20 protein-coding genes and 1 tRNA gene are annotated in these 25,923 nt (G+C 53.7%); 10 read left to right on the top strand and 11 right to left on the bottom strand.

What is annotated here, in order from left to right:
- Position 1: 1 nt before the first annotated feature.
- The 3 genes from DYH27_RS01145 to DYH27_RS01135 all read right to left on the bottom strand — a co-directional run bounded on the left by DYH27_RS01145 (position 2) and on the right by DYH27_RS01135 (position 4,099).
- On the bottom strand, positions 2–340 hold the full coding sequence (locus DYH27_RS01145) for a hypothetical protein (RefSeq protein ID WP_025067953.1): 339 nt from the start codon (positions 338–340) through the stop codon (positions 2–4).
- Positions 337–1,323, bottom strand: a complete 987-nt coding sequence (locus DYH27_RS01140; protein WP_025067954.1) for an SPFH domain-containing protein — start codon at positions 1,321–1,323, stop codon at positions 337–339. The genes DYH27_RS01145 and DYH27_RS01140 overlap by 4 nt, the downstream gene beginning before the upstream one ends.
- 310 nt (positions 1,324–1,633) lie before the next feature.
- Entirely contained in the window at positions 1,634–4,099 is a 2,466-nt protein-coding gene (locus DYH27_RS01135; protein ID WP_025067955.1) for a TonB-dependent receptor, read from the bottom strand.
- 314 nt (positions 4,100–4,413) lie between these two features.
- On the opposite strand from DYH27_RS01135, the gene DYH27_RS01130 reads away from it, so the two are divergent.
- The 3 genes from DYH27_RS01130 (at position 4,414) to pdxT (ending at position 7,001) form a co-directional block, all read left to right on the top strand.
- On the top strand, positions 4,414–5,445 hold the full coding sequence (locus DYH27_RS01130; protein ID WP_244595134.1) for a hydroxymethylpyrimidine/phosphomethylpyrimidine kinase: 1,032 nt from the start codon (positions 4,414–4,416) through the stop codon (positions 5,443–5,445).
- Between the two features lie 99 nt (positions 5,446–5,544).
- Complete coding sequence (gene pdxS / locus DYH27_RS01125) at positions 5,545–6,417, top strand: pyridoxal 5'-phosphate synthase lyase subunit PdxS (protein WP_025067956.1); 873 nt, start codon at positions 5,545–5,547, stop codon at positions 6,415–6,417.
- Positions 6,414–7,001, top strand: coding sequence for a pyridoxal 5'-phosphate synthase glutaminase subunit PdxT (pdxT, locus tag DYH27_RS01120; protein WP_004354619.1), 588 nt, complete (start codon positions 6,414–6,416; stop codon positions 6,999–7,001). The genes pdxS and pdxT overlap by 4 nt, the downstream gene beginning before the upstream one ends.
- A gap of 335 nt (positions 7,002–7,336) precedes the next feature.
- On the opposite strand, the gene DYH27_RS01115 is transcribed toward pdxT, so the two are convergent.
- The 5 genes from DYH27_RS01115 to DYH27_RS01095 all read right to left on the bottom strand — a co-directional run bounded on the left by DYH27_RS01115 (position 7,337) and on the right by DYH27_RS01095 (position 14,009).
- Entirely contained in the window at positions 7,337–8,407 is a 1,071-nt protein-coding gene (locus DYH27_RS01115; protein WP_029216565.1) for an NAD(P)-dependent alcohol dehydrogenase, read from the bottom strand.
- A 457-nt stretch (positions 8,408–8,864) separates the two neighbouring features.
- On the bottom strand, positions 8,865–9,263 hold the full coding sequence (locus DYH27_RS01110; RefSeq protein WP_025067957.1) for an HIT family protein: 399 nt from the start codon (positions 9,261–9,263) through the stop codon (positions 8,865–8,867).
- Between the two features lie 21 nt (positions 9,264–9,284).
- Positions 9,285–9,755, bottom strand: coding sequence for a transcription elongation factor GreA (gene greA, locus DYH27_RS01105; protein WP_025067958.1), 471 nt, complete (start codon positions 9,753–9,755; stop codon positions 9,285–9,287).
- A 386-nt stretch (positions 9,756–10,141) separates the two neighbouring features.
- Positions 10,142–11,875: an RluA family pseudouridine synthase gene (locus DYH27_RS01100; RefSeq protein WP_025067959.1), complete on the bottom strand. Its 1,734-nt coding sequence runs from the start codon at positions 11,873–11,875 to the stop codon at positions 10,142–10,144.
- 139 nt (positions 11,876–12,014) lie between these two features.
- Positions 12,015–14,009, bottom strand: a complete 1,995-nt coding sequence (locus DYH27_RS01095; RefSeq protein WP_029216566.1) for a helix-hairpin-helix domain-containing protein — start codon at positions 14,007–14,009, stop codon at positions 12,015–12,017.
- A gap of 223 nt (positions 14,010–14,232) precedes the next feature.
- On the opposite strand from DYH27_RS01095, the gene DYH27_RS01090 reads away from it, so the two are divergent.
- The 3 genes from DYH27_RS01090 to DYH27_RS01080 all read left to right on the top strand — a co-directional run bounded on the left by DYH27_RS01090 (position 14,233) and on the right by DYH27_RS01080 (position 17,068).
- Positions 14,233–15,675 (top strand): C69 family dipeptidase, encoded by a 1,443-nt coding sequence (locus tag DYH27_RS01090; protein ID WP_029216567.1) that lies wholly within the window; start codon positions 14,233–14,235, stop codon positions 15,673–15,675.
- A 224-nt stretch (positions 15,676–15,899) separates the two neighbouring features.
- Positions 15,900–15,971, top strand: a tRNA-Arg gene (locus DYH27_RS01085).
- 299 nt (positions 15,972–16,270) lie between these two features.
- Positions 16,271–17,068, top strand: a complete 798-nt coding sequence (locus DYH27_RS01080) for an ADP-ribosylglycohydrolase family protein (protein WP_025067961.1) — start codon at positions 16,271–16,273, stop codon at positions 17,066–17,068.
- 371 nt (positions 17,069–17,439) lie between these two features.
- Here the strand turns inward: DYH27_RS01080 and DYH27_RS01075 are convergent, their stop codons facing one another.
- Entirely contained in the window at positions 17,440–18,429 is a 990-nt protein-coding gene (locus DYH27_RS01075) for a patatin-like phospholipase family protein (RefSeq protein ID WP_025067962.1), read from the bottom strand.
- 288 nt (positions 18,430–18,717) lie between these two features.
- Here DYH27_RS01075 and folP point away from each other — a divergent pair, with 288 nt between their 5' ends.
- Both folP and cdaA read left to right on the top strand, forming a co-directional pair.
- A complete protein-coding gene (gene folP, locus DYH27_RS01070; RefSeq protein ID WP_025067963.1) occupies positions 18,718–19,560 on the top strand; it encodes a dihydropteroate synthase in 843 nt (280 codons plus the stop codon).
- A gap of 123 nt (positions 19,561–19,683) precedes the next feature.
- Positions 19,684–20,457 (top strand): diadenylate cyclase CdaA, encoded by a 774-nt coding sequence (gene cdaA / locus DYH27_RS01065; protein ID WP_004354591.1) that lies wholly within the window; start codon positions 19,684–19,686, stop codon positions 20,455–20,457.
- 105 nt (positions 20,458–20,562) lie between these two features.
- Here the strand turns inward: cdaA and DYH27_RS01060 are convergent, their stop codons facing one another.
- Complete coding sequence (locus DYH27_RS01060) at positions 20,563–22,308, bottom strand: GNAT family N-acetyltransferase (protein ID WP_029216568.1); 1,746 nt, start codon at positions 22,306–22,308, stop codon at positions 20,563–20,565.
- A gap of 172 nt (positions 22,309–22,480) precedes the next feature.
- Here DYH27_RS01060 and pta point away from each other — a divergent pair, with 172 nt between their 5' ends.
- Positions 22,481–23,527, top strand: coding sequence for a phosphate acetyltransferase (gene pta, locus DYH27_RS01055; RefSeq protein ID WP_029216569.1), 1,047 nt, complete (start codon positions 22,481–22,483; stop codon positions 23,525–23,527).
- 18 nt (positions 23,528–23,545) lie between these two features.
- Positions 23,546–24,751: an acetate kinase gene (locus DYH27_RS01050; RefSeq protein ID WP_004354588.1), complete on the top strand. Its 1,206-nt coding sequence runs from the start codon at positions 23,546–23,548 to the stop codon at positions 24,749–24,751.
- 323 nt (positions 24,752–25,074) lie between these two features.
- On the opposite strand, the gene DYH27_RS01045 is transcribed toward DYH27_RS01050, so the two are convergent.
- Positions 25,075–25,839, bottom strand: coding sequence for a UDP-2,3-diacylglucosamine diphosphatase (locus tag DYH27_RS01045; protein WP_025067964.1), 765 nt, complete (start codon positions 25,837–25,839; stop codon positions 25,075–25,077).
- Positions 25,840–25,923 lie beyond the last annotated feature (84 nt).

Here is a 25,923-nt window from a genome sequence, read left to right as displayed (position 1 = left end):
GTTATGAATTCTTTGTGTAATGCAGTGTCAGATAAACCAGCACAGCCTGTATGGCCGTCAGTACTGCAAACAGGATGACCCACCAGTTATCTGTCCACCGTGCGGGAGCCAGCAGTCCGCTTGCATATTCAATGATGCCCACACCAAGGAAAATCATTCCCAGACTCATCCGGTGGGTACTTTCCGCACGGAAGCAGAAGAGCAGGGCAACCAGGAGCGTATTGACAGCGATGGCAAGGCTGGTGAACAGCATATTCATCAGCGGATAGGCAGACAGGAGGAGTCCTGCCGTGACGTTTACAGCGAGTGCGGCGGCCGCAGGGACGATGACCTTTATCATAGTTTGGAAAGTATTTCGTTCTTCTTCTGTTCGTATTCTTCCTCGGTAATGAGCTGCTCGTCAAACAGTTTTTTCAGCTTACGGAGGCGTTCCGCAGCATCGCCGCCTGCGCCTTGTTCCTTGAAGATGTCCTGTGCCAGCTGCACGCCGGCACCCAGCTGCAATCCTGCTCCGGCCAGTCCGCCTTCGTTGCGGGCGGCATCGCGCAGCGCCTCCAGCTTCTGCATCCCCATGTAGTCGAGGTCCACTTCAGCGGCAGCTCTCTTCTCTGTCGTCATATCGGCGATGCGTCCGATGCGTTCCATCGTGTCGTCGTCGAAGGTGACGGAATTGACACGGAAGTCTGTCAGTTCCAGTCCCAGACGTGTCAGTTCCTCGGCGGTTCTGTGTCTCAGGTCGGCCGACATCTCCATGAGGTGTGTGTCAACCTCCCTGTAAGGATAGGCCTGTGCTGCAAGGAAAGCGGACAGCGGTGCAACGATGCGGGAGGAGACAAGATCCTGCACGTCCGATGCACTGTAATCGCTGCGTGGTCCGAGCAGTGTGACGAACATCTGTTCGGCATTGGAGATGACTACGGAGAAGTTTCCGCAGGCACCCAGGGAGACCGGGATCCTGTAGTCGGGTTCTATGTATTTCACGGGCGACGGCGTTCCCCAGAGAATGTTCACCATCTCGGCCGTACGGAAGAAGTAGAAACGCATCTTGTGCTCGCTTTCCGCCCGCTGTGCAATGTTCAGCAGTGTCGTGATGAAGGGATGGTTGGCGGTTTCCATCTCGTAGACATCAGGTTCAGTCAGGGTGGCCATCACCTTGCCGTCATATACGATGATGCAGCCCTGTCCAGGTGCGACGATGAGTTTGCTTGCGTTCTTTATCTCATCCGTCGTGGTCTCCAGCTGATGGAAAAGCAGGCTGGCATTCTGATCCTTCCATTCAATGACGGTGCGGAGCTGTCGTTTGAAGAGTTTTCTTAATCCCATAGTTGTCGTTTCTGGTCACAAACTGTTTCCCATATTTTTCGTATAAGGGGTTGTGGCTTGTCTGTTCTATCCTGCAAATATAGTGATTTGTGCTGACAGCGGCAAGAAAAACTGCGAAAAGGTGATATTCCCAACCGTTGGGAACATTCTCCCCAGGCGTTGGGAACGGATGTCCCGACCGTTTGGGAACAGGATTCCCAAACGGTCGGGAATGATCGGAAGTGTGACCATGCACTGAAAAAACAGCCGTATTGCCAATAAAGACAATGCGGCTGTTCGCAATATGATTAGTGATGTTTCAGAGAGTTTCCTATAGCTTGACGCTGAGTCCTGCATACCAGGTTGCACCGTAGACCGGAGCATACATGAATGCGGCATCGTCGGTGTGCTTCTCGTCCTGGATGTAGCTGAAGATGTTCTTCGCACCTGCGTAGACGGTACACATACCGAACCGCTTTGAAGCACGGCAGTTGAAGAGCATGAACGGGCTGGTCTTCTTGATCTTCGATGTTGCACCGGCATCCTCAGAGTTGTAGTCGATGTACATCCTGCCCTGGAGAGAACCTGTGACTGAGAAAGTCCATGTGCCGGGCGTATAGTCGAGATCGAGGTCGCCGGTCATGGATGGGAAGCGGGAGATGTGACGGCTGTCCTTGGCATACTGAAGCCGCTGCGGGAACTGCTTTACGGTCTCGTCGTCCGGATCGGACCATTCGGCACGCTCGTGCTTGAACTTGCCCTGGTTGAAGGTCCAGTTGAGTCCGGCCGTGAAGTTGCGGAAAAGGTTGGCCTTCGCACCCAGTTCAACCCCCTGCACGTAGGCATCGTCGACATTCTCCCACTGGTAGGAATAGCCGAACTTCTTCACCTCGTCGTCAGCCGGCGAGAACTGTATCTTGTCCTTCAGGTTGGTGCGGAAGATGTTTACGCTGAACTGGTATTTCCGAGCATAGTAATCGGCCGAAACGTTATAGCTGACGGCACGTTCGCCCTTGAGGCTGGACGATTTCCATACGCGCGGCGAACCGCTGCAGAGGTGAAGGTCCTCCGAGAAGCCGTAGGGGGCACGGAAACCGGTACCGACATTGGCACGGAGGATCAGCGATGGGCTAAGTTCATATTTGACGGCGATACGCGGATTGACGGAGGTCTTGCTGAACTTGGTGGAGGGGAAAGCACTGTCTGACACCTTCACGCTGGTGGAATATTCCTCCCCGGAACTGTGGGAGTCGACGCGGATGCCCGGTACGACGGTCAGCTTCGGCGTGATGTTCCATTCGTCCTGCACGAAGAAGCCCACCTCGTTGGCGTGTTTCTTGCCGATGGAGGTATAAGGCACGCCGTAGTAGGGACTTGCCTTCTCGTCTTCGGCAGAGATGACGTAGAACCCTGTCTCACGCAGCCGGGTAAAGTAGCCCTGCACGCCGGCCAGCAGGGTGTGGCTGCCGAGGATAGAGGTGAAGGTGAGGGATGGGGTGACGGTGTTCTCCTTTGCAAGATAGGGACGCATGAGTTCTACCGGCGGCGTCGCTCCGTCCTCGTCAGGATGGGCAGGGTCTTTGTGGGAGTCCATGTAATCGTGCAGGAAAGTGTCGTTGGTAGCCTGCCGTTTGTGGTAGACATAAGCAGTGGCAAGGTTCAGTTCGGAGTGTGCACCGACAGGAAGGGTATAAGCGAGGTCGGCCGAGAGGCGGTTCGTGCGGATGTCCTCGGTCTGGTCGGTATAGGGATTGAGGTACTGGTCATTGGTCATGACACCGCCGAAACGGTGCTCGTCAATCGCCTTCCCGCGCAGTACGAGCTTGTCGTTCTTGGCAAAAGGATGGTAGAAATAGAGGCTGAAGCCAAGGTTGTTCATCGTCTCGTTGACACGGTCGGACACTCCGTCCTTGTGTTTCACCTCGCTGCGGGTAAGTCCGTCCTGCGTCTCGTCCACGGCATCCATCTGCGTACGCTGGGCGAAGACACTCAGTCCGATGTTGTTGTAACGCATGGATCCGGAGCCCTTGTAGCTCTTGAAACCATAGTTGCCGAACTGGATGTCGCCGCTGACGGTGGGTTCGTAGGTAGGCTCCTTGGAAATGATGTTGATGGCACCTGCTACGGCGCTGCTGCCATAGAGAGCCGACCCGGCACCTTTCACGACTTCGAGCCGGTCGATGTCATTGGTGCCGAACTGCTGCAGTCCATATACGCCTGCAAGACCGGAATAGACCGGCTCGCCGTCGATGAGCACCTGCGTGTGCTCTGCACCCAGCCCCTGCATACGGACTTCGGAGAAGTTGCAGAACTGGCACTGCTGTTCCACGCGGATGCCCGGTACACCCTCGAGTGCTTCGTAGAGGTTCTGAGCATTCTTCTTGGTGAGTGCCTGTGAGGTGAGGACCTCTGTGCGGATGGGCACATCCTTGACGAAGTGGCTGGTACGGGTACCTGTTACGACGACCTGGCTCAGTTCCAGCGGATCCTTCTCCAGTTCGAAGTAGGCTCCTGTACCTTTGCCTGCGGTCATCATCACTTCTATCTCCTGCGGCTGATAGCCTGTAAGGGTAGCGACAACGGTCTGCTTCCCGACAGGGAGGTTCGCCATTTTGTAGTGGCCGGTGGCATCACACTGTGTCTTCAGGTTGGTACCCTTAACCTGGATTACTGCATGGGCAAGGTGCTGTCCACCCTCCTTTGCTTTCACGTCACCGAACAGCATCGCATCGGTGCTCTGTGCCATTGATGCGACAGCGCACACGATGGCAACGAAAAATACTAACAATCTTTTCATTTTAGCATTGGCTTGTAAATTTGTGCAAAAGTAGTGTCTTTCATGGAATACAGCAATACCTACTGTTAGGTGTTTGAGTGATGCGTCTGCTGGCTTTCCCTCATCATTCTGCCTGATTCTTGGGATAACTCCCATCTGTCAGCAGCAGGAATACGTCAGAACTTTAGTTTTTCTTGTCAATTTAGGAACAAGACTTGCAGGATTCAATAAAATCCTTTTATTTTGCATCATGCTTCCCGGCTGATCGGGAGCGGGGGTGTCTTTTGCGGCATCCTGTCGGGATTAGTGATATTGGAAACGATAATCTTAAGCTGTTGAAGACAATTCTCACCATAACAGGTTCGGACAGCACAGGTGGATCCGGTGTGCAGGCTGACATCAGAACGATATCGGCACTGGGAGGCTATGCGGTTTCGGCTGTCACCTCCATCACGGTGCAGAACACACTGGGCATCCAGGCTTTCCATGATCTTCCGGCAGATATTGTCAAAGGCCAGATAGAGGCAATCATCAACGACGTACAGCCCGATACGGTGAAGGTGGGCATGATCAGGACTACGGAGACACTGGCCGTTGTGGTGGATGCGCTGCTGAAATACCGTCCCCACCATATTATATACGACCCGGTTGTCACGGCAAGCAACGGTGACCGGCTTATGGCAGACGACGTGGTCAGACAGATCCGGCAGCGACTGCTGCCCCTGTGCTCGATAGTCATTCTTCGGGAAGGAGAGGCGGAAAGGCTCTTCGACTGCACTTCCTTGAAAGGACAGGGACACGGAAGAGTCCGTTCGCTGATACTTGACGACCCCATGCAGCATGGTCTTATCAACAGTTTCTCGTCGGCACTGGCGGTTTATCTCAGCCAGAACGAGCCGATGGAACAGGCCATAGAGCATGCGCGAAAGTATGTAAGGACACTCGTGGCAAGGAAAAGTGACCTTAGCGGACGGAGCAGCCAGCTGTACAATGAGTTCCTTGAGGCAGTGCAGAAGCATTACCGAACCAATCGTGATGTGGCCTTCTATGCCGACTGCCTGAATGTCTCGCCGCGTTATCTTTCTCAGGTGGCGCATCGCATCTCGGGCAAGTCGCCGAAGAACATCATTGATCATACACTCACAGAAGCCCTTGCCTGCCAGCTCCGTACGACGCAGAAGACCATCCAGGAGATTGCATATGAGCATGGCTTTGCATCACAGGCACAGTTCTCCAAGTTCTTCCGCAAACAGACCGGAATGGCACCGAGCGGCTGGAGAAAGACCTCCCCTGGCCCCTCAAAGGGCCTCCCCCCAGCCCCTCAAAGGCCTCACCCCCAACCCCTCTCCGAATGGAGAGGGGAGTAATTACCGATAAGGACTAAGATTGGCTGCTGCCCATCAACGCCTATCATCGCCTATCCCCACCTACGATCACTTATAATCACATAACAATAAAGAACCAACATGACAAATCGACAAGAACTAAACCGCAATCTCGCCCAGATGCTGAAGGGCGGCGTAATCATGGACGTGACGACCCCGGAGCAGGCACGCATTGCCGAGGCTGCCGGCGCATGTGCCGTAATGGCACTGGAACGTATCCCAGCCGACATCCGTGCAGCCGGCGGTGTATCACGCATGAGCGACCCCAAGATGATCAAGGGCATTCAGAAAGCTGTGACTATCCCTGTCATGGCAAAATGCCGTATCGGACATATCGCAGAAGCACAGATCCTACAGGCTATAGAGATTGACTACATCGACGAGAGCGAAGTGCTCTCACCGGCCGACAACATCTATCACATCGACAAGACACAGTTTGAGGTGCCGTTCGTCTGTGGTGCCCGCAACCTGAGCGAGGCATTGCGCCGTATCGCCGAGGGGGCTACGATGATCCGCACGAAAGGCGAGCCTGGCACGGGTGACGTGGTGCAGGCTGTCAGTCATATGCGACTGATGCAGAGTCAGATTCGGGAGCTTGTCGGCAAGCGGGAAGACGAACTCTTCGAGGCTGCCAAGCAGTTGCAGGCTCCCTACGACCTGGTGAAGTATGTACACGAGAACGGCAAGTTGCCTGTTGTGAACTTTGCAGCCGGCGGTGTAGCGACCCCTGCTGATGCGGCATTGATGATGCAGCTGGGTGCAGAAGGTGTCTTCGTCGGTTCGGGTATCTTCAAGAGCGGCGACCCTGCTAAGCGTGCTGCCGCCATCGTGAAGGCCGTAACGAACTACAATGACCCTAAGGAGTTGGCTAAACTATCAGAAGACTTAGGGGAAGCGATGGTAGGTATCAACGAGCATGAAATCGAGGTGCTCATGGCTGAACGTGGACAATGAGAATTGCTGTACTCGCCTTGCAGGGCGCATTCCTGGAGCATGAGAAGATGCTCCGGGAATTAGGTGTCGACTGCTTTGAAGTGCGCCAGTTGCAAGACTGGCAGCAAAAGAAAGACGGACTGATTATCCCGGGTGGTGAGAGCACCACCCAGGGTAAGCTGCTCCGCGACCTCGGTCTTCTCGATCCTGTCCGTGAGGCTGTCGAGAGTGGTCTGCCGGTTTTCGGCACTTGTGCTGGTCTCATTCTCCTTGCCCATGATGTGGAGGGAAACAGTCCGTCGGCTCCCGTACCGCCCCGGCTGGGCACAATGGCCATGACGGCTGCACGCAATGCGTACGGCCGGCAGCTGGGCAGTTTCCATACAGAGGCGTTCTTCAAGGGTGCCAAGTGTAATGTCCCCATGACTTTCATCCGTGCGCCTTATATCACGAAAGCTGCCGAGAAGGTGGAGATCTTAGCGTCTGTCGACAACCATATTGTGGCAGCCCGTCAGGGAAACCAGCTTGCCACTGCCTTCCATCCTGAACTGGACAGTGATACACACGTACATGAATATTTCCTGGAGATGATAAAAGGCCGATAACTTCCTGGAGAAGGGTGAACCGGTGACAGGTATGATAGCGACGGTAGGCGGTGATAAGCGATGATAAGCAGTAATACTTATCATCGCTTATTTTCGCTTATCACCGCCTATCATTTCCTATTATCACCTACCATTCTCCATAGCATCAACCTTCCGGGCATAAAAAAAGGACTACCGCTGTAGTCCAACCTTTGTTAACCTTAAATCTAATACTATGAAAAACACGTTGCAAAGATAACGCATATAATCCGTATCTGCAAGTTTTTTCACGTCTTTTTCTTGATTTTACGAATTTATTGATATAAATCAAGTAAAATACATGGCAAAATGATAAATCAATATAAATCCGGATCGATAATGACCACGGGCTTGATAAGATTGCGTGGCTTATCCTTCATGAGCAAGAGCGATTCTTCCATGTGGTCAAACCCCTTGAACCGGTGTGTCACAAGGTGCGAGAGGTTGAGTCGTCCGGAAGTCACCATCTTGGCGAGCTTTTCCATACGAAGCCGTCCGCCTGGCATCAGTCCGCCTTTGATGGTCTTGTGCCCCATGCCGACTCCCCATGCTATGCGTGGGATGTTGACCGTGTCTCCTGAACCCAGATAATTCACGTTGCCGATGATTCCTCCGGGCTTGAGCACCGATACCGCTTCGGCAAACGTATCGACCGTACCACCGGCAATGACAACACGGTTGACGCCCTGTCCGTTGGTGAGCTTCATCACCTGCTCCGCAATAGGTCCGTTGTGATAGTCGATGATTTCCGATGCACCGTAGGCCCGTGCCGCATCGGCACACACCTTCCTGCTCCCGACCGCATAGACGTAGGAAGCTCCGGCAAGTGCCGCACCGGCGACAGCCATCAGTCCGACCGGTCCGATGCCGATGACAAGTACTTCGTCGCCGAACTTCACGTCGGCCAGTTCAACCCCATGGAATCCCGTAGGCACCATGTCAGACAGCATGACAGCATCCACCGGGTCCATGCCTTCCGGTATCAGTGCCAGGTTTCCGTCAGCATCGTTGACATGGAAGTATTCAGCGAAGACACCGTCTTTGAAGTTCGAGAACTTCCAGCCGGCCAACATGCCGTTAGAGTGCATGGAGTAACCAGCCTGTGCCTCCAGCGAGTTCCAGTCTGGCGTGATGGCAGGGACGAGAACCCTATCACCGGGTTTGAAGTCCCTCACCATAGAACCCACTTCCACCACCTCGCCTGTCGCTTCGTGTCCGAGAATCATGTCCTTCCGGTCACCGATCGCCCCTTCCCATACCGTGTGTACGTCTGATGTGCAGGGAGCTACTGCCAATGGTCTGACAATGGCATCCATTGGCCCGCAGGTCGGACGAGCCTTTTCAATCCATCCTGCCTTTCCGATTCCTAACATTGCAAATGCTTTCATAATGAAGTAACGTTAAACAGTTAATATTTAGATCTTGTAAAGCACTCTCTTTTAGGATAATAGTCATACTGCAAATATAGACAGTATTTTCTATATTTGCAAACGATTTCCCGAAAAAAATTGACGTTGTTGTCAGCTCCGTTTTTCCGCAAACAATATCCGGACGGGGAGGAAGGAAAAATCTGTCTTTCACTTCCGGGCAGTGCATAAGCCGTAGGGAAACAGTCATGAGAACAGACTGTTCGGAGATTTCTCCCTGCCCGGCAAGTATCAGGTCTTCACGTTCCGCACCCTTCAAAAAAGATCACCCGACGGAAAATAAAGGGAGGTGTCAAAAGGGCTGTCAGCGGCAATATACGGTTCTTTCGTCCTGTATAAAGCCTGCTGACGGACACACAATCCGTGTGTCTCTGCCTTCCTGACACCTCCCTGTCGTGTCTGTTTTCCTGAATGCAGCCTATTCCAGCTCCTGGAAAGCCTTGAATATTTTTGCAGCAATCTCCTTCTGCTCCCCGGCATCAACTTGTACGTGATGTTTGAAGTCGACATCCGCCTCGCTGTTCATGGGCAGAAGATGGATATGTGCATGGTTCACTTCCAGGCCCAACACGACCTGTGCCACCTTCCGGCATGGAAAGACCGCCTTGATGGCACGTGCCACCTTCTTTGCAAAAACCTCGAAGGCTGCGAGTTCCTCATCCTCCATGTCGAAGATATAGTCCACCTCTTTGCGGGGAATTACCAGTGTATGCCCTTTTGTTACAGGGTCGATGTCAAGAAAAGCGTAAAACCGGTCGCTTTCTGCACACTTGTAACTGGGGATTTCTCCGGCAGCAATTTTACTGAATATTGTCATACGTACCTCCTTGTTTTGTCATTAACCTTCGATGGTGATTTTGTCTATGCGCAGCTTGATGGTGCCGCGGGGAATCGTAATTTCGACCTCATCACCCACCTTCTTGTTCAGCAAGCCCTGGGCGATAGGTGTCTTGATGGAAATCTTGTTCTGTTTCAGATTCGCCTCCGTCTCGCTGACGATGGTATACTTCATCTTCGCTTTTGTCTTCACGTCGGTCATTTCAACGGTAGACATGATCTGTACTGCCTCGGTGCTCAGGCGTGACAGATCCACGATCTTCGCCTGTGCCACGGTCATCTTCATCTCGGCAATGCGCGCTTCAAGATGACGCTGTGCCTCCTTGGCAGCATCATATTCCGAATTTTCACTCAGGTCGCCCTTGTCGGCAGCCTCGGCAATGGCAGCCGATGCCTTCGGCCGCTCAACAGACTCTAAATACTGCAAATCGGCTACGAGCTTGTCGTAACCTTCCTGTGACATATAAGCCATATCTTATTCGTTAAAGTTAATCGTTTTTCAATAGACATAAAAAAGACAGAATTCCAACATCGTTCTAAATGAATGCCGGAATCCCATTTCCTTAAATGTCTGAACCTCCTTACTTTCTGCAAAGGTAGCCTTTAAAATTGAAACGGCAAAGTTTTATAGGTTAAAAATGCTTTCTCCGGCAAAGCCGCATCTCTACAAAGACCTTGCACGCCAGTTCTCTTGCAGCCCCGGAGACAGGTCGCTGTCCATCCCGACTCATGTGGGTCTGCCCTGTTCCCGACCGGTTGGGACTTCTGTTCCCAACGGCTGGGACCCCTCTTCCCGACGGCTGGGAAATCCGTTCCCGACCGGTTGGGACTCCGGCCTGTTACAGGCTGTTCTGACCGTCAGATGCACTCAAGATGCTGCAACGGAACGTCGAAGACCATCTTCTTTCCGGTCACCGGATGCGTGAATTCAAGGTGTCCGGCGTGCAGCCAGAGCCGTCCGGCATGCTGTCCGTAGAGGCTGTCGCCGATGATGGGGGTACCCAGTCCGTCGGGATGGGCACAGTGGATGCGCAGCTGATGAGTACGGCCTGTCAGCGGATAAAGAATCACTTTCACGGCTTCCTGTCCGGTTTTGCCGTATGTAGTCTTGCCAGCGACACGGTATTCCGTGACGGCCGTCTTTCCGTTCACATAGTCGACGCACTGCCGGGGCCGGTCGTCGGGCAGTGGACTGAGAGGCTGTTCGATGCGTCCTTCCGGCGGAAGATGCTTGTCGAGGAAACTGAGGGGCAGCAAGGCCGTGTACTGTTTCCTGACAGTATGGTTCGTGAACTGCGCCTGGAGAGCCCTGTGCGCCTCCGGGGAACGGGCCACGACGAGCAGTCCGCTCGTCGCCATGTCCAGCCGGTGTACCATGAACGGTTCGTACCGGCCTTTCCACCGTTCCCTCAGGATGCTGTAGACCGATGGCAGACCGTCTCTCCCCGGGACCGAGAGCAGCCCCGGCGGCTTTGCCACAACGGCAAGGCTGTCGTCTTCATAAAGACTGTCTACTCCTGCCGTGGCAGCCGTCAGTGCTTCATGTCCGGCTTCCCTGTGAAGGGCAGGTGCGACATCCAGCCCTTGCAGCATCCATGTCAGGATGGGCTTGCATTTTCCGTTGCAGGCCGGATAAAAGTTTCCATGCTGTCTTATTTCCGCTTTCGGCGGCGGCCCCCACCAGAACATCGCCATACTGACGGGTCTGTAGCCGTGCCGGAAGGCGTACTGCAGCAGTTTCGGTTCGCAGCATTCGCCTGCACCGGAGGGTGGCAGCAACGAGGGAGCGAGACTGCCGTCAGCAGTCTCCAGGGCTGTATCCTGCAGAGTCCGGCGTGCAGCCTTGCTTCGTGCAGGGCTGTTCTGCAGGTAATAGTCACGGAAGATGTCGGTCAGGTTCTTGCATTCGCCCTTTGCATTGAGCAGTGAGAACTGGGAGAAGAGCCAGCGTTGCAGTCGGTCCGACTTCAGTTTCCGCTCCCGTTTCCAGGCTGTTATCTTTTCCTGACAGGTCTCAAGCTCAGTCTGCGCCTCGGCAATCCGTCTGGCGCAAGCGGTCTTCGTGCGGTGCAGTTCGGCCTTGAGAAACTGGCTCTGACGTATCATCTCATTGTGTTCTTCTTCTGAAATGAAAGCCTCCCTGCGGCGTCGGTCACGCAGGAACTTTGCTCCCTGCACGATTTTACGTACCTCTTCGACGGCGTTCTCAGCCTCCATCCGTACCGTCTTCAGTTTTTCTTTTGCCCCGCTGTAGGCAGACGAGATTTCCATCTGTGCTATGCGGTTGTTCAGCCGCGTTATCTCCTCCTCGTGGATTTTGAAGTAGCCGCCGGGCTGCAGGTAGTCGAAAACCGCCGGGACGAAATCGTCCCCCTCCTTGTCTATCTGTCCCGAATAAGCCTGGAGATATCCTGTCTGCCCCTCTCGTTCCACGATCAGGATGCCGTACATCTTCCCTTCGGGTGGGTCAGGTGGCAGCTCACTCTGCAGCCTTTCGGCCGCAGCACGGCAAAAGCTATCCGGTTCGTAATCGAAAGGATTATTGAACCGGGCAGGCAGGGGATGTCCTGTAGCGAGAGGATGGAACTTCATGGTGCAAAGGTAATGAAAAACCGGCAGTCAGGCAAGTCGGGGAGAAGGACGGGGCGGCTGTCTTTGAGTAATTCCTTAATGGCGCCTGCCTTGTCGGGAGACGTTTCCCATGGATAATGCTGCCTGTGGCGCAGCCGGGTCAGAACTTCCAGCGTAGCTGTATGTCAAGGTCGCTCATCATGGACGAATGGATTTGCTGAAGCCCGGAGGAGATGGTGCTCCGGTCGAAATAACGGGTGGCGGAGCAGCGGAGGATGAACATCAGACGGCAGGAGAGGTCGGCCCGGGCGAACAGGCCGCATCGCATTCCCCTGCCATAGAAAGAGGGAAAGCTGAAAGCATAAAGCGGTCCACGTTCGTAGACATAGATGCGGGAGGCAAAGTCTGAAGTGTGGAAATAGCCAGCGGTGGCCGTGAGGCTGAGCCATGCTGCCGGCGACCACGTTCCTGTCTCCGTAAGCATATAACCGGAACTGCGCTTGAGATAGCTGCTCACGGCAAGGTCTATCTGGCTTCTGCAACTCCAGGAGGCAGCTGTGTAAGTCAGGGCAATCCGCCCGCGCTGTGTCTGTTCGTGCATGAGAGCTTTCTTGCCGGCATTGTCCTTCTCCCGGATGCGAAACCGATAGCGTATCCGCAGCGACCACCTTTTGTATATATAGGCAAGCGTCATCAGGTTGTCCCATGCCTTGCTGGCAGTATGTGCGCCGAAGCGGGGATGGGAGAAGTAGGCAAGGTCGGTGTAGGCCATGAGCGACAGGCCGTGTACAATGTTCCAGTCTGCCCCCACGAGAAGACCGCTCTCGTTCTGCACGGTCGTGTTGTCACCGGTGCTGCGGGCGAAGAGTGCCGTGTACCTGTAGCCATAATAACGCTGGACGGCAAGCAGCGAAAGGCCGGAAGCGGCCTGGAAGGAAATGTTGTTCACCGTTGCGAGACTTCCCCGGCTGTCTGTTGCGGTCTCTCCGGTTACAGACCAGCGGTGATGCAGGCAGCTGTAATCCACACTGATGTTCCAGAAACCGTTGCCTGACGGAGCATAACGGCGGTAATACAGCGTAGTGTCGGGGGTCAGGTCGCTGCTGAACCGGGAGTAGATGCCTGTCAGTCCCATACGGAAAGCACCGCACGACCAGCCCAGGTGCGTCCCGGCAACAGACTGTGCGGCAGCGTCCTTGCGGCTCATCTCACGTTCGGTGCGGTGGTAGCCGGTCTTGAGGACCGTCGAGATGGTGCCGCTGTCCGAACGCGTGGCGTCAATGGTGCGGTAGGAAAGGAAGGCGGTAAGGTCAAGATGCCTCGCGACCTCCACTGTGGCAGCCGCTCCCTGCAGATAATCGGCGGCCGACCGGGAGGAGTGGGCATGAAGTCCTGCAGGCTGTCTTCCGAGTGTTGAGAGCAGGGAAGACTTTCCGAATCCGAAGGAATTGTTGATGACGAGGCCCTGTCCGAAGTTCACCCTGTACCGCCCTGCCACCAGCGTCTTCAGCCGCCCCGCCTTTCTCAGCAGGACATAGAAGCTGTAATGGTCATAACCCAGACTGTTCCCATGTGCGAAGAAAGGCTCTCCGGCATCCTGTGCCCCCACCAGTCCGGCCTGGACGTAATCGCCGTAACGGAAAGTATAACGGAAGGAGTGGGCATACGGATAGCCGAGGTAGCCGTTGCGGTCGCCCTCCCGACGGTAGAACGGAATACGGGAGGTGAAGAGCAGCGTGTGTTTCGCACCAGCCAGAATCTGTTTCAGTGCAGGGAAGGGCCTTTCCTTCTCTATGGGAGCGACACGCACGAAATAGGGAAGAAGCTGCCGGCGGACAGCATCCAGGGATTCTATCATGGCCAGCTCGCCCAGGCTCTGCATACCGTGATACTGGTAGACGTAGGCCTGCAGCTCCTCTATCTGTCCGGCTGTCAAGAACGGTATGCGCTCCAGGTCCTCCCGGGTAGCCGTGTTGAGATTGACGGGATGTGCGGCAAGGTCGGCCAGAGTCTCGAGGTTCTCTTCCCTGGTGACCGTGTGCTCTTCACCGGTGGCATAGAGTTCGTCAAGCAGTTCTTCCCATTCCAAGGACTGCTGTGCGGTCATAGTAAGACTGGCAAGTCCAAGGAGGAAGATCAGTAATAGCTTCTTCATTCTGTCGATGTCTCAAAGTATTATTGTGGCAAATTTAGTCTTTGTTTCCGAGAAAAGCAAGCGAAACGGCGGGAAAAACGTGGAAATACCGCACGTTCCATATATTCCAGACGGTCGGAAAAGCGGCATTTATACTTTTTTGTCTTTTCACTTTCGTGTCCTTTCGCAAATATTTGCTATTTTTGTCAGCATGAATTAACAACCAACGAAGACTTTCAAGCTTATGGAAAAGACCCGTGTGCAGAAACAGCACAACCTCCCGTCAGAGTGTACAACCATCATCATCGGACAGGAACAGACCGCAGACGGCTCCATGATCGTGTCGCGTTCAGAAGACTGGGACGCCATGGAGGCCAAGAACTATGAGATTTTCGAGGACACAGAGAACGGTCTCTGCGAATTCGTCGCCCGGGACAGTCCTTTCCGCTGCGAGCTTCCCGGCAAGGCGCTGGGCTACACCGCCCTCTCACCTTACAGCCTGCACCGCCACTGGGGCAGTGCGGGGTTCAACTCTGCAGGTGTGGGCATGAGTGCGACGGAGAGCATCTTCAGCAGCGACGAGGTGCTGAAATACGACCCGCTGGTGGAGAACGGCGTAGCGGAGAACTCCGTCTTCAACATCACGTTACCTTATGTCCGTACCGCACGTGAGGGCGTAGAGCGTCTGGGAATGCTCATTGAGGAGCACGGCATTGCCGAAGGATTCGGCATCGGCTTTGTGGACAACAAGGAGATATGGTATCTGGAGACAGCCTGCGGCCATCGCTGGCTGGCATGCCGTATGCCGAAGGACCAGTACTTCGTAACCGGCAACCAGAGCCGCTTCCGCACCTATGACCCTGACGACAAGGACAACTACCTTGCTTCCGCCGACCTGATTGAGTTCGCCGAGAAGCACGGACTCTATGATCCTTCACAGGGAGCCTTCGACTTCCACAAGGCCTATGCGCGCGACGTGGAACTCGATACCACCTATAACTATCCACGTGTGTGGGGGCTGCAGCGGCTCTTCTCTCCAGACATCAAGAACGATGTCACGAAGAACACCTTCCCTGTCTTTGCCCGGGCTGCACATAAGATTACGCTGACCGAGCTCCGCACGGCATTCCGCTTCCACTACGACAATACGGAGCACGACCCCTATCTCCACAGCAACCCGAAGGAGCCTTACCGACCGGTCTCCATCTTCCGCACCACGCAGACCCACCTCCTGCAGGTACGCCCGGAGCTGCCACAGGCCATCGGCTGCATCAATTACGTCGCAATGGGAATGGCCGATCTCGGCGTGTTCCTTCCGCTCTACCAGGGCATCACCTCCTACCCGGAAGCGTATACCAAGGGTACTGGCGAGTCGAGTGCCGACTCTGCCTATTGGAAGTTCCGCAAGGTGATGGTGCTGGGCATGACCAACTACAACAAGTATGCCCCGGTCATCAAGGAGGCGTATGCGAAGTTCGAGGCCGAGACCGACCAGCGGCAGCGTGAGATGGAAGAGGAGTATCTCCGTATCTACAAGACACAGCCGCTGCACGCACAGGACCTGCTGCAGGCGTTCTCCGACAGGATTCTCAACAGTGCGCTCTCGCTTGCTGACCGTCTGCAGGAGCGGCTCTTCACGCTGATGACACAGGATATCCAGCAGGAATATCTCTTCCACGGAGCGTAAGGGCAGCTGCCGCCAGGCAAATGAAAAAGACGGACAAGGCTGTATCAGCGGGCACGAATGTCCCTTGATACAGCCTTCTTTTCATATATGCATCAAGGATGCAACGGCAAGTAAAAAGTAAAAAAGCTGTCGTTTGGCAAGCGATTATAAGTTTTTTTTCCTACCTTTGCACACAGAGTTGCGCCCCCCCTCATCTTTCAGATGGGGCAGGACGTACAAAAAAGGCTCTGATAGTTCAATGGATAGAACGGAGGTTTCCTAAACCTTTGATCCGGGTTCGATTCCCGGTCGGAGTACAATAGACAGCCGCTTTCATCTCCCCCCCAAGGAGGAAGGAATGGAAGACGGCGCGGGTAAGAGCCGGACCACCAGATTTCTTAACAGAAAAAATCCCTGCTAACCATAGATTTGACAACTGATACAGTTCTGCATTCCACAACAGATCAGCAGCAGATTTAAACAACAGAATCAGCCAGTTACAACCTGACGGATACTTTCATACAAATTTCCCATATCCTTTCCACACATCGGTTTCCCTTCCCTGGTGAGGAATTCCGATAGGGTTCTCGGACAGGATGGGGGCAAGGAAGACATTATGATTGGTGCAATTATCGGAGACATTGTCGGATCACGCTTTGAGTTCGGAGCAGCTCCACAGGAAGGATTTGAACTTTTCACACCCGATTGTTCTTACACGGACGACACCGTCTGCACGGTTGCTGTAGCCGATGCGGTGCTCAACGAACGTAGCTATCAGGAGAGCCTGCTCGACTGGTGCCGCCGCTATCCTGATCCGATGGGGGGCTACGGCAACCGTTTCAACCGCTGGATCCATTCGGAGCATCCACAGCCCATGGACTCGTTCGGCAATGGGGCGGCCATGCGTGTCAGTCCTATCGGATGGCTGTTCGACGAATGGGAGGATGTGCTTGAGGAAGCAAAGAAGAGCGCCATCGTAAGCCATAACCATCCCGAGGGCGTGAAAGGAGCGCAGTGTATTGCAGAGACGATCTGCTGGCTGCGGCTGATGCGTTTCCCAAAGTCGTCGGTAGAGAAGAAAGTCCGCAAGTTCTTCGGCTATGAGCTGCCCTCCATGCGGGACATAAGAAAGATCGGTTCCGAGGGACATTTCGACGGAACGTGTCAGGAGACCGTACCCATGGCCCTGCGCTGCTTCATGGATGCCAACAGCTTTGAGGAGACCCTCCGTCTCGCCGTACTGTGCGACGGCGACACAGACACGAAAGCCTGTATCGCCGGCTCCGTGGCGGAAGCCTACTACCAGGTGCCGGAATGGATGATTGAAAAGGCCATCGGCTATCTGCCCGGTGATATGCTCAATATCCTCGGGCAGTTCTACGAGCGTATAAAAAACAGCTGTGGGAAAAAGTAAAAAAGGACAGCCCCTCCCCTTTCCTCTCTGTCTGGAGAAAAAGAAAGCGGGAGGGGCTGCTGGGTGGTGGCTCCATCCCTTTTTGTCCTGTTTTTTCTCTTCCTGATTCCCATTGGTGCTTGGTTGGACGCTGACTAAGCCTTAACTGAGGTCCAAAAGGTGCTTTCTTGCGACTCGGTCAAGGCTTAATCGGCATCCAACTAAGCACCTTTTCTTTTATGATTTATAACAGATTGATTGTCTGATGGTTGTAGCCTCTTTCCGAAAGAGTTTCAACCCGGTCTTGACACAGAGGCTGCCGTATTCCGTGTAAATATATTTCACACACCATCCTGTTCTCTGTCATCCATATCTACCCTCCTTTTCTTCCCTTACCGTGACCGGTCTTTCATAAAAGTCGCCAGCTGCTTTCGATACATGATGCCGGTTTCTTCACCTATCCGAAGCATCGCCGCAATTGCCTTCGGCCTGAAGTCCTTGACCCCGTACGATCCTAAATCCGGATTGATGTACAGGTCGGCCTTCGTCCGGTTGATGTTATACTTCCTTATGTCAGGACGCTCTGCCAGCCAGTCGATCATGCCGCCTAATCCTTTCAGAAAGGCGAAGGGCGAGCGGTAATCGTCGTGTTTACGCTGCTGAAGGTCAACAGCTATGACGATGTCAGCCCCCATCTTCCGTACGATATCCACAGGGAGATTGTTGATCATGCCGCCGTCTACGAGTATCAGCGTGTCAATCTTTACAGGTTTGTATGCTCCAGGAATCGCCATGCTGGCACGAATGTTACGTGCCAGCGGTCCCTTGTCAAGCACAATCTCCTTCCGTCTGCGGACATCGAAGGCCACGCACGAGAAAGGAATGGGCCTCCTTACGGTGCCCCGGCGCACAGGAGAATGGCTGACGAGAGAGTCGAGGAAGTGGTAGATGTGGTCGCCGTGCAACATTCCGAAGCCCTTTCTGCGCTCTGTGCCAGCCTTTCTGCGCACAGGAAAGCCGAAGAGATAACAGACTCCCTCTTCTTCCTTGAACACTTTCCCCATAAGCGTTGTGTCCCTGTCGGCCAGAAGTGCCAGCCAGTTCTGCGAACGGAAGAGTTTTTCAAGGTCGGCGGCACGGTACCCCTGGGCATACAGACCGCCGATGATTGCACCGATACTCGTTCCTGCAATATAGTCGACCGGAATGTGGGCACGTTCTATTTCCTTCAGCACGCCTATGGCAGCAGCGCCTTTCGCACCGCCGCCGCCAAGGACCAGCCCCACCCGGGGACGGGACTTCCTGGTCTTTTTCTGCTGTTGTGCCTTCACAGACAACGTACAGAAAACCAGCATCAGAAACACGAGAAAAGTTTTCTTCATGACGGCAAAATTACTGTTTTTCTGAGAAAGAACGGAGATTTCTCCGCTTTTTCTTGCTGTGACGGACGGTGTGGCGGAAACGGCCGGAATCCAGGAAAGACGGGACGGTCCTTCCAGAAAAAGCATCGGGCTGTTCCCGGCTTTGCTTTTACACAACATGAAAGATTGGAACATCTTTTTTTCATTCTCCGTCCTCCTGTTCCCCCATTCTGTCCTGATATGCGTACAGGATTAAAATTTCTGATGTAAAATTCACTTTTGTGCTGGTTTTACATTACCTTTGCGGATATGGAAAAAGGAAACCCTGGGGCTGACACGAAGCCCGCAGACTATACGATCAACGTGAGGGGACGGCTCGTCGACCTGAGCAGGCCGCTCGTCATGGGAATCATGAACGTAACGCCCGACTCTTTCTTCGCCGGCAGTCGGGTGCAGACGGAGGAAGCTATCCGCCAACGTGCCCACCAGATGGTGGCTGAAGGTGCAGGAATCATCGACGTGGGAGCCTGCTCGACACGCCCCGGCGGCGAGGTAGCCGGCGAGGAAGAGGAGATGCGCCGCCTGGCTTTCGCCCTTCCGGTCATCCGGGAGGCAGAGCCGGATGCCATCCTCTCGATTGACACGTTCCGTGCATCAATAGCCCGGAGGACGGTGGAGGAATTCGGTGCAGACATCATCAATGACGTGGAGGAAGGCCGGGATCCGGAGATGTTCCGCACAGTGGCAGAGCTGGGTACACCTTATATATTAATGTCTACGGCTGCCAGCCTGCACGACATGCTCGTCAACTTCTCCCGTGAAGTACAGGAGCTGCGTTCTCTGGGACAGAAAGACATCATCCTCGACCCGGGCTTCGGTTTCGGCAAGGGAGCGGTAGACGGCAACTATGCGCTGCTGGGGGTGATGGAGCGGTTGCAGGTCATGGGGCTTCCGCTGCTTGTCGGCATCAGCCGCAAGCGTATGATCCACCAGCTCTTGGGCATAACAGCCGCCGAGAGCCTGAACGGGACTACGGTTTTGAACACCATCGCCCTGCTGAAAGGTGCCGGCATCCTCCGTGTCCACGACGTGCGTCCTGCCGTCGAAGCCGTCAGGATCGTTGAAGCCATGCGGCAGTATACGGAAGACTAATGCGACTGGACCCGCCAAGTATTAACCAATAAGATAAACGCTCGTTCCACACCAGACGCCGCATCTTGCTTTTCTCCTTCTGGAGGAGGCAACGAGGACCGGGGAGAGTGTTAGCTTGATATTATGTTTTTCCCATTTGGAATAAAAGACGTGATAGACATCGTGCTGGTGGCACTGATGCTCTACTATCTTTACCGGCTGATGAAAGAGTCGCGTTCGCTGAATGTCTTCATCGGTATCATGGTATTTGTCATCGTGTGGCTCATCGTAAGTCAGGTGCTGGAGATGCGCCTGCTGGGCAGCATTATGGACAAGCTTGTCTCGGTCGGTGTCATCGGGCTCATCGTTCTTTTTCAGGAGGAGATACGACACTTCCTTTACAGCCTCGGCGCACACAGGAAAGTGAAGAATCTGGTGAAACTCTTTACGAAGTCCAGCAAAGAAGAAGTCGACAAGGAGACAATCATGCCCATTGTCATGGCCTGCATGAGTATGAGCCGCGGCAAAGTGGGGGCATTGATAGTCATCGAGCGTGGCGTGATGCTGGAAGACATCGTTGAGACAGGCGACCTGATAGATGCCCGTATCAACCAACGGCTTATCGAAAACATCTTCTTCAAGAACTCGCCGCTGCACGACGGGGCAATGATCATCTCCAAGCGACGCATCAAGGCAGCCGGCTGCATTCTGCCTGTCAGCCACAAGCAGGACATCCCCAAGGAGCTCGGCTTGCGCCACCGTGCGGCAATGGGTATCTCGCAGGATTCCGACGCACTGGCCATCATCGTCTCGGAAGAGACCGGACGTATCAGTGTTGCCCTGCACGGTGAATTCCAGCTGAGGCTCTCTGCCGAGCAGCTGGAGAGCATCCTGACAAAGGAGATGATTCCTGATTAGGCGGTCGGTGATAAGCAGTGATGGGCGGTGATAAGAGATGAGAGGCGATTATATCTGCCTATCACTGCTTATCACCGCCCATCACCGCCTGCTACCCCGCCTGTCTCAGTTCAGCATCAGGTTCATTTCAAGACGATCGTCCTTGAAGATATAGTCGGCCAGTTCTGCGATTGTCAGCGGACGTGTGCCAGGTAACGGACGGTCCGTGTGGCTGACGTGTCCGTTGCGGATCTGGAAGTAGGTGTTGTTCATCGGGATATCCGAATCGTTGTAGACACGGATGTTTTCCGTGCAGTCAGGATGCCGGGCGGCATAGAGCTGAAGGGCTTTCTCGGCATTGATGATGCGTATCATGGCCGGGATGTCCGCAGTCTGCCGCCTGGCATTCGGGTCGATGGAAAGAGCAATGCGGTAGTCTTCCTTGATGATGTCAAATCCTTCTTCATCGTGCAGAAGCACACAGTCTCTTGTCTGCTGCCAGTCGTTGAAGGCGGCAAAGTCCATGCTATCTACCCCGGGAGGAGGAGGCGTGCAGGTGATATGCCGGGTGTAGCCACAGCGACCGTACCAGTCGTAGAGCCATTTCTCTGCAGGAATCAGCGTGGCGAAGACGACGTCCTTGTGGTAAAGACGGAAGTGAGCCTGCGACATGAGGTTGTTGCCCACGTTCTGTTTGCGGTATTCTTCGCATACGCTTACTCCGCTGATGTAGGCAGTCCGCACCTCCTTGTCGTAATATTTCAGAGTGTAGGGAAGCGTCTGCAGGGCGGCTACCGTGCGCTGATTCATCTGGCAGATAATATTGTATTCAGGCTTGAAGACACGTGAAAAATATAATTGTATGAACGCCTCGTCATCATGGAAGGTCTCTCGCCACAAGGCAATCGTCTCCTCTCTGACCCTTTCCTGCGTCTCCTCCTGTGCCAGAGGATACTTTTCCATGACCACACTCTTCTCCAGGAGGATGTCCGGCTTGTAGGACAGCTTGGCATAGCGCAGCCCCTCCAGTCCGAGGTCTTCCTCCCGGTTCATGTATTTATATTGTTCGGGCAGATGCCGTGCGAACTCCTGGTTGATGATGGAGAACGCCCCTTCATAGGCTGTATCGGCCTTTTCAACGCAGACATCAAAAACCTTGTCGGTGACAGGACAGCCGAAGGTGAAGGCGATCAGCTTCCCCCCTACCCATATCGTACCGCCTGTGGCACCGATTTCATCCCAGAGGTCGAAGACACGTGTCATGGAGCGAAGTTCCTCGGAGAGTTCTTCCGTCTCTTCGGTATCGTCCTTCGTGACAGTCCGCCAGTTCTCTTCTACGGCGATGCATTCGGGTATCATGTCTTTGGTGAGCGGACGGTATTCATAGTCCGGATAGGCTTTGCGGAATTTGTTGCAGTGGTTGCGTTTGCCCTGCAGCTTCTTTCCGGAGAGCGTCGCCAGCTTCTCCCGGGTGTAGATGTAATCGAAATGGTCGCGGTCGGGCTTGATGAAGAAAGTGTCGGGGAAGACGGTCTCCAGGATACCCACCATATAGGAGCAGACACCCAGCATGAGAAAAGGATGGCCCAGCGTGATAGAGTCGTCACGCATCTGCCGTACGATGGCGGCGAAACGCTCACGCATAGACTCTTCCCAGTGACATTTCCATACCGGTGCCATATAGGCAAGGTGATGCCCGGTGTAAAAACGGAACACGAGAAAGCCGTCGACTTCGGCTATCTGGGTATTGTAAAGGAAACGCCATGAGATGATGTTGGCAAAGCTGAGGTCGCAGTTCTGGCGGTCGCCACACAGCGTATAGCTCTGTATCAATTCACGGTCGGTCGTCTTCACATCATGAAATCTGATCATAACTTTTCTGCTTGGTTAGGAATACAAAGATATGCAGAAAAGCTGGAACTTCCAAGGACTGGTTCTGTTTTATTTAGGAGAAAACAATGAACATGTTTGGCTGTCTGACTTAATTTTGCTATCTTTGCATGGCAAAGACCGAAATACAATCATTACAATTCAACAGAGAAATATGGACTTATTAGAGCAAATCGTTGCACGTGCGAAAGCCGACAAGCAACGCATCGTGCTCCCCGAGGCAGAAGAGGAGCGTACCCTTAAAGCAGCCGACAGAGTACTGGCTGACGACATCGCCGATCTGATCCTCATTGGAAACCCCGCCAATATCCATAAGCTCGCTGCAGAGTGGGGGCTTAAGAACATTGACAAGGCTGCCATCGTCGACCCGGAGAACAACCCGAAGCGTGAGGAGTATGCTGAAAAACTGGCCGAACTTCGCAAGAAGAAAGGAATGACGCTGGACCAGGCCCGCGAACTGGTTACGAAGAACAATCTCTACCTCGGCTGCATGATCATCAAAACGGAAGGGGCAGACGGACAGATTTCAGGTGCCCTTTCGACCACGGGCGATACGCTCCGTCCTGCTTTGCAGATCATCAAATGCGCACCGGGCATAACCTGCGTCAGCGGTGCCATGCTGATCCTCACGCACGAACAGCAGTATGGTGAGAACGGTATCGTCGTGATGGGCGACGTTGCTGTCACGCCGAATCCTACCGCCGACCAGCTGGCACAGATTGCCTATACTACGGCAGAGACCGCAAAGAGTGTTGCGGGATTCCAGAATCCGCACATTGCCATGCTGAGCTTCTCTACCAAAGGCTCTGCCAAGGATGCCAGAGACAAGGAGACAGGGAAAAGCGTTTATATCATCGACAAGGTGGTTGAGGCGACGAAGATTGCCAAAGAGAAGTTTCCGGAACTGGATGTGGACGGCGAGCTGCAGGCCGATGCTGCCCTTGTCCCTGCCGTTGCCGCCAAGAAAGCACCGGGCTCTGCCGTTGCCGGAAAGGCGAATGTGCTTATCGTTCCGAACCTTGAGGTCGGCAACATCGGTTATAAGCTCATTGAGCGTCTCGGCGGTGCGAAAGCAATCGGACCGATTCTCCAAGGTATTGCCCGCCCAGTCAACGACCTTTCCCGCGGCTGCTGCGTGGATGACATCTATTATATGGTAGCCATCACGGCGTGCCAGGCACAGGATGCGAAAAGAAAGTAACAACTCCAAAAATACAATATGAAGATATTAGTACTGAACTGTGGTAGCAGTTCCATTAAGTACAAGTTGTACGACATGGCAGATGAGTCGGTGCTGGCTCAAGGTGGTGTTGAACGTATCGGACTTGACGAGGCGTTCATCAAGGTGAAACTGAACAACGGCGAGAAGCGGCAGATAATGGCCGACCTCCCGACCCACAAGGAAGGTGTGGCACTCGTCTTCAAAGTACTGCTTGACCCGGAAATCGGAGCATTGAAGAGCCTCGACGAGATTGATGCAGTCGGCCACCGTATCGTGCAGGGTGGCGACCTCTTCGAGAAGAGCTGCATCGTCACCAAGGAAGTTGAAGACGGCATCGAGAGCCTTATCGATCTTGCACCCGTCCACAATGCCGGTCACCTGCGTGGTCTGCGTGCCGTCGATGAGCTGATGCCGCATACGCCTCAGGTAACGGTATTCGACAATGCCTTCCACAGCACGATGCCCGACTATGCTTATCTTTATGCTGTTCCATACGACTTCTACAAGAAGTACCACGTCCGTCGCTACGGCTTCCACGGAACAAGTCACCGCTACGTGTCACACCGTGTCTGCGAGATGCTGGGTGTCGATATCAAGACGCAGAGAATCATTACCTGCCACATCGGCAACGGTGCATCAGTAGCAGCCATCAAGGGCGGCAAGGTCATCGACACCTCTATGGGTCTGACACCGCTGGCCGGCCTGATGATGGGCTCCCGCTCCGGCGACATCGACCCTTCTGCCGTTACCTATCTGATGGAGAAGCTCGGCAAGCAGCCGCAGGAGATGGCGGACTTCCTGAACAAGGAGAGCGGTGTGCTGGGTATTACGGGTATCAGTTCGGATATGCGTGATATAGAGAATGCCGATAACGAAGGCAACAAGATGGCGCATCTGGCACTGCAGATGTACACCTATCGCATCAAAAAATACATCGGTGCCTACGCAGCAGCCATGAATGGCGTGGACATCATCGTGTGGACGGCAGGTGTCGGTGAGAATCAGACCGGACTCCGCTGGGATGCCTGCAAGGACATGGAATATCTTGGCATCAAGCTCGACAAAGAGCGCAACGAATGCCGTGGCGTAGAGAAGATTCTCTCTGCCGACGACTCAAAGGTCAAGGTCGTCCTTGTTCCTACTGATGAAGAGATTGTCATTGCACGTGACACGCAGGAGCTTGTCAAGAATCTGAAGAAGTAAGAAGCCAGAGGAAAAGACAGGCGGATGCTCCACACTCTCCTAAAAACGCGAAAGGTAGTTGTCTCACGACAACTACCTTTCTTTTTGACTAAACTTAATCTACAAACCTGAGTTTTAATTTTATATTATGAATGTCTTTTAATCTTCTTATTAGCAAGAAAAGTCTCGCAAATCCTTTCAACAACAAATTATCTGTCATCTATCTCAAGGACAATGCAAAGTTACAGTTTGTTTTGTAACCTCCAAATACTTTTTGATATATTTGAGTTTTCGTCTCTAAAAAAACATTTTTTATCCTTGTGAAGTCTGCATTTTCAACTTTGTTAAGGTTTGCTTTCACCTTCTACATATTCCTCAAGGAACATATGCTCGCCATCGAATACGGCGTATGTAAACTGCCATATCCAGTCGCCGAGTATCAGGAGGCGCGCTTTCCCCGACAGAGTGAGGTCGAGCTCTATGTGGCGATGACCGTAAATGTAGTAGTCAATGTCTTTGTGCGTGCGCATATACTCTTTCGTGTAACGCACGAGGTACTCCTTGTCTTCTCCCATATAGGGAGCTTCCTTTCCGTCCGCACGTTTCAGCCGGCTTTTCTTTGCCCAGTTCAAACCTAACTGCATTCCCCACCAGGGATGGAAAAAGTTGAGCAGCCGCTGGCAGCCACGGTCATGAAACACCCTGCGGAGAAACTGGAACATAGGGTCAGGGTCGCCCAGTCCGTCACCGTGCGCAAGGTAGAATACTTTGTCATAAATCTCCGTCGTAACGGGTTTGCGGTGGAGAATCACGCCGCATTCCTCCTCCAGATAGCCGTAAGTCCAGATGTCGTGGTTTCCCGTGAAGAAATGGACGTCTACCCCCATGTCCGTCAGTTCTGACAGCTTGCCCAGAAAGCGGGTGAACCCTTTGGGAACAACATACTTGTATTCATCCCAGAAGTCGAACATATCACCGAGCAGATAGACTGCGGCAGCCTTGTTCTTGATGCTGTCCAGGAAACGGACAAGGCGGCGTTCCTGTGTACGTCGGTGCTCTATGGCAAGCGAACCGAGGTGTGCGTCGGAAAGGAAATAAATATTCTTCATGCCTTTATGTTTGGAGTAGTGGGTGATAACGGATTTATGCTTCACAGCCCCGGACGAGGAGACAGTCCGGATGACAGGGGGGAC

The sequence above is a fragment of the Prevotella denticola genome (assembly GCF_900454835.1).
GTDB classification, from domain to species: domain Bacteria; phylum Bacteroidota; class Bacteroidia; order Bacteroidales; family Bacteroidaceae; genus Prevotella; species Prevotella denticola.
Note: the sequence above shows the minus strand (reverse complement) of the source record. Positions and strands in the feature narration are given on the sequence as shown.